Below are 11402 nucleotides of genomic sequence, written 5' to 3' on the forward strand. Positions count from 1 at the left end.
GCCGATCTGCTGGCGCTGGGTGCCGAGCCGGGCCAAGCGTGGGGGCGGCCCGGAGCTGCGGTGGATGAACACTCGGCGGCGTTTCTGCGGATGGCGCGCCGGTCCGCCGACTCCGGCACCGCTCTGGCGCAGCGCACCGAGGAACTGGCCGCCCAGTTGCGCGCCGAGGCCGCCGACCGGGCCACCGCCCGAGCGGAGCGGGCGTCGGTGTTGATCGCCGGGCCACTGGGTCTGTGTTTTCTGCCTGCCTTCGTCTGTCTGGGGGTCGCGCCGGTCGTCGCGGGACTCGCCGGTGACGTCCTGCAGTCGGGAGTCTTGTGACACGAAATGGAGAGGAAAGCAATGGTGAAACAGTGGATTCAAGCCTGGTTTCGAGGGCTGCGCGCACGGGTGCTGGTTCTCGCCGTCGCCGACGACGGGATGTCCACGGTGGAGTACGCGATCGGCACGGTGGCCGCCGCGGCGTTCGGTGCGATCCTCTACACCGTGATCACCGGCGACTCGATCGTCAACGCGCTGACGAACATCATCGCGCGGGCCTTGAAGACCAATGTGTAGAACGGGGCCCGGGCGAGGCCGACCCGGAATCCGGAATGGCCACCGCAGAAGCGGCTTTCGCGATTCTGGCGTTGGTGGCCACCCTCGTCGTGTGTGTGGCCGGGCTTGCCGCGGTGGCCGCGCAGATCCGCTGTGTCGATGCGGCCAGGGAGGCGGCCCGGCTGGCCGCCCGGGGCGACGAGGCCGCGGCGCTGCGCACCGCACGTGCGGTAGCCCCGACCGGAGCGCAGGTCGGCCTGCGTCGCGACGGTGATGTGGTGGTCGCTACGGTCAGCACGAAATCTGTTCTGCTGCCGGGTATTTACATCACAGCCGACGCGGTCGCCGCCACCGAGCCGACTGTCCGGTGAGCGGGGATCGGCCGGTGTCGTCGCGGTCGTGATGGTCGCGATCCTGGTGGCCGTCATGACCGGCGGAGCTCACCTCGGGGCGGCGGTGATCGCCCGCCACCGCGCGCAGGCCGCCGCAGACCTCGCGGCCCTCGCCGGAGCGTCTCTGCTGCCGGCAGGCCCCGGGCACGCCTGCGCACAGGCGGACCGGATCGCGCGCTCGATGAACACCCGCGCCGAGTGCCGCGTCGAGGGCTTGGACGTCGTCGTCACGGTGACAGCCCGAAGTGGGGGACTGCGCTGGAGCGGTCCGGCCACCGCGGTCGCCCGGGCGGGTCCGCAGCAGGGCGGCTAGTGCCTGGCGGCGCCGTTCTTGGCGGCACTGTTCCTGGCAGATCTGTCCCGGCGGGACAGATGCCTGCGGCTGTTGCCGCTCGGTGCCGGTTCGGCATCCAGACCGGCCGCGCTGAGCTCGTCGTCGGTGGGTACCCGCAGTGCGGACAGCCCGGCGTAGACACCGTTGCCGAGCTCGACGCGGTGCACCATCACGTGCACCGGCGTCCATCCGCCGTTGTGGGCGACCATCCGCAGCACCCCCGAGGTCGCACCGTGGGCGAATTCGGCGACCATCTTGGCCATGGTGGCTCGGTCGTCGGGGTGGATCGCCTCGGCGCTGACGATTCCGGCACGCCAGTCGAAGAACGGCGCAGGGTCGTCGAGCCACTTGAGCAGCGCCCAGTGGCGGGGGTCGACCAGTGCCCGGTACACCCCCGGCTCGGCCAGGCCCTCGACGATCTTCTGGGCGAGCAGCTCGTGCTGGATGCTCGAGCCCTCCCGGACGCTGCGCCAGTTCATCGCGCGGCAGATCATGCGTTCGGTGCCGTCCTCGGACACCTCGGGCATCGACCGGGCCACGAAGCCGACGGTGATCTGCTCGCCGCGGTAGTCGGTGACGTCCCAGGTGTTGCAGATGGACACACCCACCTGCGGCTCGATGACCATGCTGAGCACCTCGGCCTCGCTCGGCTTGAGTTCGCGGCGCGGCAGGTCGTCGGCGAACGCGCGCCCGTGCGTGGACTGCCGGGCCGGGTCCCAGCCGCCGACCAGCAGCGACTCCCGGGTGTCGGTGGCGGTGCCGGAGGTGAGGTCCCAGATCAGCGAGCCGACCGTCGGGCGCGGCGGTGGCTCCTCGTCGGGGGCTCCCAGCCAGATGTGCACACCGTGGATGCGGCCGTCGGACATCTGAACCACCTCGGTCCGGATCACCCGGTCGTTCTTCGGTGTGATGCTGGTCAAACCGTTGCCGGCGCGCACCGTTTCGCCGATCGCGGTCTGGATCGCCATCAGGTGGGGATTCCTTCGCAGAAAGGTGCTGACAGGCACCAGGTCCTTGGTGTGGGCCCCCTGCGCGACGACGGCGGGTTCGTCGCCGAGCGTCTCCACGAGCATCCAGTCGTGGGTCATGACCGATATCGTACCGAGCGGTCGACCGTCTCCGGCCCGTCATCGGGCAACCGGTTGCCTACCGTCGGCCGGCCAACTCCCCGAGCACCAGACGCAACACCTGCAGGGCCCCGTCCTTGTCGAGCGGGTCATTGCCGTTTCCGCACTTCGGCGACTGCACACACGACGGGCATCCAGCGGGGCACTCGCAGGCCTCGATCGCTTCTGCGGTGGCGGACCACCAGCGACTGAGCATGCGGAACCCGCGCGCGGCGAAGCCCGCACCCCCGGGGTAACCGTCGTAGACGAAGATGGTCGGCAGGCCGTCGACCGGGCCGACCGCAGTGGAGACCCCGCCGATGTCGCTGCGATCGCAGCTGGCGATCAGCGGAAGCAGTCCGATCGCAGCGTGCTCGGCAGCGTGCAGGGATCCTGGGATGCGCAACGGGTCGATTCCGCAGTGCTGCAGCGCTTCCGGAGTGATCGTGCACATTGCGGCCATCGTCTCCAGAGTGCGGGTCGGCATGTCGAGTTCGACGAAGTCGATCACCTCGCCGTCGATCCGCCGGCGAAGGTAGCCGGTGACGGTGTTGCTGACCGACACCGGCACCAGCCCGGCGGTCACCGGTCCGTACTCGCGACGCTCACCGGTGCCGGTGACCGCGATGTCGGTCAGTTCGCGCGCGAAGGTGGTGTAACCCGGGTCCTCGCTGTGCACGAACGCGATTCCCGCTTCGAGGTCCAGGGAGTCGACCACGTAACTCTCACCCTGGTGCAGGTGGACCGCGCCCGGGTGCACCGACGCCGGTGCCTGTCCGGCTCCGGCACTGCCCAGCATCCGTCCGGTGTCGGCCTCCAGGATCGCGACCTGCCCGCCCGTGGCGCCCCGGATGTCCACCGCGGGATGTGGATCCACGCCCGGAGCCGGGAAGTACCCGGTCGGTCGCCGGCGTAGCAGGCCGTCGTCGACCAGGGTGGCGGCCACTTCCTCGGCCTCCCACGTGCGTACCTCGGCGTCGGTCAGCGGAACCTCGGCGGCTGCGCAGAGGAGCTGGGGGCCGAGGATGTGCGGGTTGCTCGGGTCGATCACCACCCGCTCGATCGGCTTGTCCAGCAGCGCTGCCGGGTGGTGCACAAGATAGGTGTCGAGGGGGTCGTCGCGGGCGATCAGCACGATCAGTGCACCCTGTCCGCGCCGGCCGGCCCGCCCGGCCTGCTGCCAGAAGGACGCGACTGTGCCGGGGAAACCCGCCAGCACAACGGCATCCAGGCCGGCGATGTCGACTCCCAGTTCGAGTGCGTTGGTGGTGGCCATGCCGCGCAGCTCGCCCTCGGTCAGGGCGCGCTCGAGCCGGCGCCGGTCCTCGGCGAGGTAGCCGGCCCGGTAGGAAGCCACCTGCTCGGCGAGTTCCGGTGCGGTGTCGGCCAACCGGGCCTTCGCGCCCAGGGCGACGAGCTCGGCGCCCCGGCGCGACCGCACGAACGTCAGTGTCCGGGCCCCCTCCGTCATCAGATCGGCCATCACCCGGGAGGCTTCGGCACCGGCCGAACGCCGCACCGGAGCACCGTTCTCCCCGATCAGGTCGGCCAGCAGTGCCGGTTCCCACAGGGCCACCGTCCGCGCGCCCTGCGGGGATCCGTCCTCGGTGACCTCGGTCACCCGCTGGCCGATCAACTCGGAGGCGGTGGTGGCGGGTTCGGCGGTGGTCGCGCTGGCGAAGACGACGGTTGGGCCGGCCCAGTCGCCGGGGGCGTTCGGCGCGTAGCGGGCGCACAGACGCAGCAGGCGGCGCAGCACCATCGCCACATTCGAACCGAAAATTCCCCGGTAGTAATGGCATTCGTCGACGACGATGTACTGCAGGTGGCGCAGGAACACCGCCCAGCGGGTGTGGTTGCGCAACATCGACAGATGGATCATGTCCGGGTTGGAGAAGATCCAGCGTGATCTCTCCCGGGCGAATCGGCGCACCTCTGCGGGGCTGTCGCCGTCGTAGGGGGTGGGGCAGGCATCGGCGAGCGCCGGAATCGCGGCGGTCAGTTCGGCCGCGGCCCGCAGCTGGTCGTGCCCGAGCGCCTTGGTGGGAGACAGATACAGCGCCCGTGCGCGCGGATTCTGTGCCAGCGCGGTCAGAATCGGCAGCTGGTAGGCCAGCGACTTGCCCGAGGCGGTCCCGGTGCTGAGCACCACGTGGTGCCCCGCGTGGGCGAGTTCGGCGGCGGTGCGCTGGTGTGACCACGGTACCTCGATTCCCCGATCCCGGAAGGCCTGCAGTAGATCTGGGTGGGTCCAGTTCGGCCACTCCTGTGTGCTGGCCCGTCGTGGCGGCAGATCGGCGACGTGGCGCACCGGGTGCTCGCCGACGGCGGTCCCGTCGACGGCACCGGCCAACAGCTCACGGCCGAAGTCGGGTATCGGATCTGCGCTGCCGTCGGTCACCGATCACCTCCCTGGATTTGGCCGTTGGACCTCTCCGAGCCCGGCCTCGGGGACCGGCCGGGACATGTCGCACGTGAATTGTTCACTACGTGATGGCGTTGAGACTGTCGCCGCAGGCCGGAACGTGATTGACTACTTGCGGTCGCAGCTTCTGTGTTCGTGTCTCAACACTCGCAGGAACGACGTTGCGATCGCGGTTCCTGCGAGGGTTGTAGGTCGGGTCGAGTTCCGAGCACTCCACGAAGGTATGGCGGTCGGAACGGGCCCGGTCTGCCGAAAGACGGTGGATCGCACCCGGTGAATACAGAGAAGGAAAGTACGAGAGATGCCACAGGGAACTGTGAAGTGGTTCAACGCGGAGAAGGGGTTCGGCTTCATCGCGCCTGAAGATGGGTCGGCGGACGTGTTTGTCCACTACACGGAGATCCAGGGAAGCGGATTCCGCACCCTGGAGGAGAACCAGAAGGTCGAGTTCGAGGTAGGCCAGAGCCCCAAGGGCCCGCAGGCCACCGGCGTTCGGACCGTCTGAGTCAAGCGACCAACCGAAGACCACCGAGCCACCGGCTCGAAGGATTACTGAACACCCCCGCATCATCCGCAACGGACGGCGCGGGGGTGTTCCCTTTCCGGGGGTCTTTCGTGGGTCTTCCCCGGGTCCATGCGGCCTGGTGACGCTTGTGCAGGGCTCTGCTGGCCTAGTGTCGGTGCTGTGAGCCAGCTGTCCTTCTTCTCGGCTGAGTCGGTGCCGCCGGCGATCGCCGATCTGACCGGGATTCTGGCTGCTTCAGGCCAGGTCGTGCTGGTCAGCGGCGCCCAGGGGCAGACGGCTCGGCTGTCGGTGGTGGTCGATCGGATGTGGCGGGCCGAAGGGCTGGCCGAGATGATCACCGATGCCGGCCTGGTGCCGGAGATCGTGCGCACCGAGGAGGACACCCCGTTGGTGCGCACGGGCCTCGATGCCCGGTTGGTGGGGATCGCCGAGCAGTGGACGCGGGGGGCGGTCAAGACGGTGCCTGCGCAGTGGCTGCCGGGCCCCCGGGAGCTGCGGGCATGGATTCTGGCCGCGGGCACCCCGGAGGCCGACCGCTACCTGCTGGGGCTGGATCCACACGCGCCGGACACCCACTCGGCCCTCGCCTCGGCGATGATGCGGGTCGGGATCGCACCGACGCTGATCGGTACCCGAGGGACCCATCCGGCGCTGCGCATCAGTGGTCGGCGAAGGCTATCGCGCCTGGTAGAGAACGTGGGGGAACCCCCGCGGGGAGCTGAGGCGTTGTCTGGTTGGCCGCGGATCTAGCCGGTCGGCGGAGCTGCGCCACGGTAGGGACGGTTTGCGTCGGCAGGTCCGGGGTGCGAAATTGTCAGTTGCCGAAGCGCCTGGCGTGGTTACATGCCGTGCGCGGGCAGCAGGAGAAGTGGAGCTACAACAGTGGGCCAGATTGGTGGCTGACGGGGACCGCGGCAGCGGGGGTAACCGAGGTGTCCGGCGACTCGTCATTGTCGAGTCGCCGACCAAGGCGCGCAAAATCGCCGGCTACCTCGGGTCTGACTACGTCGTCGAGTCGTCTCGCGGGCACATCCGTGACCTGCCCAGGGCCGCGGCGGACGTGCCGGCCAAGTACAAGTCTGAGCCGTGGGCACGGCTCGGGGTCAACGTCGACGAGGACTTCGAGCCGCTCTACATCGTCAGCCCGGACAAGAAGAGCACCGTCGCCGAGCTGAAGGACAAGCTCAAGAACGTCGACGAGCTCTACCTGGCCACAGACGGCGACCGTGAGGGCGAGGCCATCGCCTGGCATCTGCTTGAGACGCTCAAACCGCGCATCCCGGTCAAGCGGATGGTGTTCCACGAGATCACCGAGCCGGCCATCCGGGCCGCTGCCGAAGACCCACGTGACCTGGACAACGACCTGGTCGACGCGCAGGAGACCCGCCGCATCCTGGACCGGCTCTACGGCTACGAGGTCAGCCCCGTGCTGTGGAAGAAGGTCGCGCCGAAGCTGTCGGCCGGCCGGGTGCAGTCCGTGGCGACCCGGATCATCGTGCAGCGCGAGCGGGAGCGCATGGCGTTCCGCAGCGCGGCCTACTGGGACGTGACCGCCGAGCTCGACGCCAGTGTGTCGGATCCAGCCGCGTCTCCTCCCAGGTTCACCGCCAAGCTCAACACCGTCGACGGACGCCGGGTCGCGGCCGGCCGTGACTTCGACTCACTGGGTGCGGTCAAGAAACCCGACGAGGTGCTCGTCCTCGACGAGGCCGGGGCCCAGTCGCTGGCCACCGGGTTGCGCGGCGCGCAGCTCTCGGTGGCCTCGGTGGAGCAGAAGCCCTACACGCGCCGTCCGTACGCGCCCTTCATGACCTCGACGCTGCAGCAGGAGGCGGGGCGCAAGCTGCGCTTCTCCTCGGAGCGCACGATGAGCATCGCGCAACGGCTGTACGAGAACGGCTACATCACCTACATGCGTACCGACTCGACGACCCTGTCGGCCAGCGCTGTGGAAGCCGCGCGGAACCAGGCCCGCCAGCTCTACGGCGAGGAGTACGTGCACCCGACGGCGCGGCAGTACACCCGCAAGGTGAAGAACGCCCAGGAGGCCCACGAGGCCATCCGTCCGGCCGGCGACGTGTTCGCCACGCCCGGCCAGTTGCACGCCCAACTCGATACCGACGAGTTCCGGCTCTACGAGCTGATCTGGCAGCGCACCGTGGCCTCGCAGATGGCCGACGCGCGCGGCACCACGCTGAGCCTGCGCATCGCCGGCACGGCGTCCAGCGGTGAGCAGGTCGTGTTCAACGCCAGCGGTCGCACCATCACCTTCCCCGGCTTCCTGAAGGCCTACGTCGAGAGCATCGACGACCTCGCCGGCGGGGAAGCCGACGACGCCGAGAGCCGGTTGCCGAACCTGACCCAGGGGCAGCGGGTCGACGCCAAGGACCTGACCGCCGACGGGCATGCCACCTCTCCGCCGGCCCGCTACACCGAGGCGTCGCTGATCAAGGCGCTCGAAGACCTCGGCATCGGCCGGCCGTCGACCTACAGCTCGATCATCAAGACGATTCAGGACCGCGGCTACGTCCACAAGAAGGGCAGTGCGCTGGTGCCGTCCTGGGTGGCGTTCGCCGTGATCGGCTTGCTGGAGCAGCATTTCGCACGGCTGGTGGACTATGACTTCACCGCGGCGATGGAGGACGAGCTCGACCAGATCGCCGCGGGACTCGAGCGGCGTTCCAACTGGCTGTCGAATTTCTATTTCGGCGGCGAGCACGGCGTGGACGGCTCCATCGCCCGCGCCGGTGGGCTCAAGAAGCTCGTCGGCGGCAACCTCGAGGGAATCGACGCCCGGGAAGTCAACTCGATCAAGCTCTTCGACGACGCCGAGGGGCGCGCGGTCAACGTCCGGGTCGGGCGAAACGGCGCCTATCTCGAGCGGATGATCACTGATCCTGACGCCCCGGACGGTCCGTTGAAACCGCAGCGCGCCAACCTCAAAGACGAATTGACCCCCGATGAGCTGACGCTGGAACTGGCCGAGAAGGCTTTCGCGACACCACAGGAGGGGCGCTCGCTGGGGGTCGACCCCGAGACGGGCCACCAGATCGTCGCCAAGGACGGCCGTTACGGCCCCTATGTCACCGAGGTGCTGCCCGAGCCCGAGGACGGCGACGACGGCAGCGCGGGCTCGGGTGCCAAGAAGGGCAAGAAGCCGACGGGGCCGAAGCCGCGCACCGGGTCGCTGCTGCGCTCGATGGACCTCGAGACGGTGACCCTCGACGACGCGCTCAAGTTGTTGTCGCTGCCGCGGGTGGTGGGTGTCGACCCCGACAACGGTGAGGAGATCACCGCCCAGAACGGTCGCTACGGCCCGTATCTGAAGCGCGGCACCGATTCCCGTTCGCTGGCCACCGAGGATCAGATCTTCGACATCACCCTCGACGAGGCGCTCAAGATCTACGCCGAGCCCAAACGTCGCGCCGGGCAACGTGCTTCGGCCCCGCCGCTGCGGGAGCTGGGCAACGATCCGGCGAGCGGCAAGCCGATGGTGATCAAGGACGGCCGGTTCGGCCCGTACGTCACCGACGGGGAGACCAACGCCAGCCTGCGCAAGGGCGACGAGGTGGCCTCGATCACCGACGAGCGCGCCGCCGAGCTGCTGGCCGACCGGCGCGCCCGGGGGCCGGTGAAGAAGAAGGCGACCAAGAAGGCTTCCGCGAAGAAGGCGCCGGCGAAGAAGAAGGCCGCCAAGAAGGGCAGCTGAGCCCGGCGGCTCAGCGGGTCAGATCGACCTCGTCGGCGCGTACCAGGTTCACCGGACGGGCCAGCTGGGTGGGTGCGGTGCGTCCGCGCAACTCGACGATCTCGCCGACATCCCAGCACAGCGCCTCGGCGTCGAGTGCGTCGCTGACCGCGACCGCCGAGGCCAGCACGTGGCCCTTCTCCAGCTTGGCCAGCTCGGTGAGCCGGGCTGCCTCGTTGACCGGGTCGCCGATCACCGTGTACTCGAAGCGGGCCTGGGCGCCGATGTGTCCGGCGATCGCCCGGCCCGCCGACACCCCGATGCCGAAGTCGGTCTCGCCGAGTACCCGGATCAGTTCGTCGTGCAGTTCCCGGGATGCGGCCAGCGCCGCCCCGGATGCGTCGGGGTGCTCGATCGGGGCGCCGAAGATGGCCAGTGCGGCGTCACCCTGGAACTTGTTGACGAAGCCGCCGTGGCGGTTCACGGTGTCGACCACCACCCGGAAGAAGTCGTTGAGCAGGTTGACCACCTCGGAGGCGGGGATGGTCGCCGCCAGGTGGGTGGAGCCGACCAGATCGACGAACAGGACCGCGACCTCGCGTTCCTGGCCGCCGAGTTCGGTGCCCCGTTCCAGCGCACGGCGGGCGACGTCTTCGCCGACGTAGCGGCCGAACAGGTCGCGTAATCGTTGTCGTTCGGCCAGGTCGCGCACCATGTCGTTGAACCCGGCCTGCAGCAGGCCGAGCTCGCTGGCGTCGTAGATCTGCATGTGGGCGTTGTAGTTTCCGCGTTGCACCTCACCGAGGGCCCAGCGCAGCTGGCGCAGCGGGTCGGCGATCGACATCGCCACCAGCACGGTGCTCGACAGCCCGATCACCAGCGCGACGATGGCCAACAGCAGGATCGTGGTGACCAGCCGGTCGGCCGGGGCGGTCAGGATGGAGAACTCGCTGGCCACCAGGGCCAGCACGATCGCCAGCACCGGCACCCCGGTGGACAGCACCCAGGTCAGCACCTGGCGCAGGATCACCCCGGGAGCGCGGAACGTCTCGGGGACGCCGCCGCGCAGCGCGGCCACCGCCACCGGCCGCAACACCCGCTCGGACTGCAGGTAGCCGATGATCGCGGTCGCGGTGGCGCCCAGACCGGTGGCCACCGCCACCACCGGGGCCGACTTGCTGGCCACCGGCCAGCTGGCCACGATGAACACCACCGAGCCGAGCAGCCAGTTGGTGGCGCTGATCAGCGACCGGTAGAACGGCATCTTCAGCGCCCGCATGCGGGCCACCTCGGTGTCGGCCGGGTCCCGGTCGCCGAGCAGCATGTCGCGACGCTGCCAGCGCATCACCGGGATCAGCATCCGCAGGGTGAAATAGGACGCCACGGTGAACGACACGAACAGATAGGCCAGGAAGATGGCCAGGTTGTAGGTGGGCAGATCCTGGAGCTGGATGCGGTCTTCGGGTGGGAGCCCGAACCGCAGGAAGCCCAGGACCAGCAGGGCGCCGATGATGTCGGCCTGCAGCATGCCCAGCGTGAACACCGGCCACGGGGTGCGCGCGACCCAGCGGGCGAATGCACTGATTCGCCCGATCGGGATCGCTTCTGCGGCCATTCGTTCACCGTATCGGGCGCGGCTGACGGCGAGGGGGCGGCTGGGACGGACGTGTCGGTTCGCAGCACTACTGTTATCGGCGATGACAGGTGTTTTTTCGCGTCTGGTGGGCCAGCACGCGGTGGAGGCTGAGCTGATGTCGGCCGCCCGCGCCGCGCGCGGTGATTCCGCTCACAGCGAGGCCGCCGAGACGGGCGTTGCGGGCGGCACCATGACCCACGCGTGGCTGATCACCGGCCCGCCGGGGTCGGGCCGGTCGGTCGCCGCGTTGTGTTTCGCCGCGGCGCTGCAGTGCACCTCCGACGGGCCGCCCGGTTGCGGTGAGTGCCGGGCGTGCACCACCACGATGGCCGGAACCCACGCCGATGTCCGCCGGATCATCCCCGAGGGGCTCTCGATCGGGGTCGACGCGATGCGCGGCATCGTCCAGATCGCCTCCCGCCGTCCCGGCACCGGGCGTTGGCAGATCGTGGTGATCGAGGATGCCGACCGGCTGACCGAGGGCGCGGCCAACGCGTTGCTCAAGGTGGTCGAGGAACCGCCGCCCTCGACGGTGTTCCTGCTCTGTGCGCCGTCGGTGGATCCGGAGGACATCGCGATCACGCTGCGGTCCCGCTGCCGTCATGTCGCGCTGGTGACCCCGTCGGTGGACGCCATCGCACGGGTGCTGGTGGACTCCGACGGGCTGTCGGAGGCCGACGCCGCCTGGGCCGCGTCGGTCAGCGGGGGGCACGTGGGGCGGGCCCGGCGGCTCGCCACCGACGAGCAGGCCCGGCAAC

Annotated in this window: 11 protein-coding genes; 8 read left to right on the forward strand and 3 right to left on the reverse strand. The window is 69.4% G+C overall.

What is annotated here, in order from left to right; all coding sequences use genetic code 11:
• The 4 genes from ACXAID_RS24210 to ACXAID_RS24225 all read left to right on the forward strand — a co-directional run.
• On the forward strand, positions 1–321 hold a 321-nt coding region (locus ACXAID_RS24210), incomplete at its 5' end, for a type II secretion system F family protein (RefSeq protein ID WP_475024726.1).
• A 21-nt stretch (positions 322–342) separates the two neighbouring features.
• Positions 343–558 (forward strand): DUF4244 domain-containing protein, encoded by a 216-nt coding sequence (locus ACXAID_RS24215; protein WP_475024727.1) that lies wholly within the window; start codon positions 343–345, stop codon positions 556–558.
• A gap of 35 nt (positions 559–593) precedes the next feature.
• Positions 594–908: a TadE family type IV pilus minor pilin gene (locus ACXAID_RS24220; RefSeq protein ID WP_475024728.1), complete on the forward strand. Its 315-nt coding sequence runs from the start codon at positions 594–596 to the stop codon at positions 906–908.
• Positions 898–1242, forward strand: a complete 345-nt coding sequence (locus ACXAID_RS24225; protein ID WP_475024734.1) for an Rv3654c family TadE-like protein — start codon at positions 898–900, stop codon at positions 1240–1242. Before ACXAID_RS24220 ends, ACXAID_RS24225 begins: the two co-directional genes overlap by 11 nt.
• Here the strand turns inward: ACXAID_RS24225 and ACXAID_RS24230 are convergent.
• A complete protein-coding gene (locus ACXAID_RS24230) occupies positions 1239–2351 on the reverse strand; it encodes a PAS domain-containing protein (RefSeq protein WP_475024729.1) in 1113 nt (370 codons plus the stop codon). The two genes, ACXAID_RS24225 and ACXAID_RS24230, sit on opposite strands and share 4 nt — an antisense overlap.
• Before the next feature lie 58 nt (positions 2352–2409).
• Positions 2410–4746, reverse strand: coding sequence for a DEAD/DEAH box helicase (locus tag ACXAID_RS24235; protein WP_475024735.1), 2337 nt, complete (start codon positions 4744–4746; stop codon positions 2410–2412).
• Between the two features lie 349 nt (positions 4747–5095).
• Here ACXAID_RS24235 and ACXAID_RS24240 point away from each other — a divergent pair, with 349 nt between their 5' ends.
• The 3 genes from ACXAID_RS24240 to topA all read left to right on the forward strand — a co-directional run bounded on the left by ACXAID_RS24240 (position 5096) and on the right by topA (position 9029).
• A complete protein-coding gene (locus tag ACXAID_RS24240) occupies positions 5096–5299 on the forward strand; it encodes a cold-shock protein (RefSeq protein WP_193046666.1) in 204 nt (67 codons plus the stop codon).
• A 180-nt stretch (positions 5300–5479) separates the two neighbouring features.
• The gene (locus ACXAID_RS24245) at positions 5480–6070 is read left to right on the forward strand and encodes a hypothetical protein (protein ID WP_475024730.1); all 591 of its coding nucleotides are present in this window, start codon (positions 5480–5482) and stop codon (positions 6068–6070) included.
• 145 nt (positions 6071–6215) lie between these two features.
• The gene (gene topA, locus ACXAID_RS24250; protein ID WP_475024731.1) at positions 6216–9029 is read left to right on the forward strand and encodes a type I DNA topoisomerase; all 2814 of its coding nucleotides are present in this window, start codon (positions 6216–6218) and stop codon (positions 9027–9029) included.
• A gap of 10 nt (positions 9030–9039) precedes the next feature.
• On the opposite strand, the gene ACXAID_RS24255 is transcribed toward topA, so the two are convergent.
• Positions 9040–10623, reverse strand: coding sequence for an adenylate/guanylate cyclase domain-containing protein (locus ACXAID_RS24255; protein ID WP_475024732.1), 1584 nt, complete (start codon positions 10621–10623; stop codon positions 9040–9042).
• Between the two features lie 82 nt (positions 10624–10705).
• Here ACXAID_RS24255 and ACXAID_RS24260 point away from each other — a divergent pair.
• The coding region (locus ACXAID_RS24260; protein ID WP_475024733.1) for a DNA polymerase III subunit delta' at positions 10706–11402 on the forward strand (697 nt) is incomplete at its 3' end.

It is taken from the genome of Mycobacterium sp. ABE4_509, from assembly GCF_056160785.1.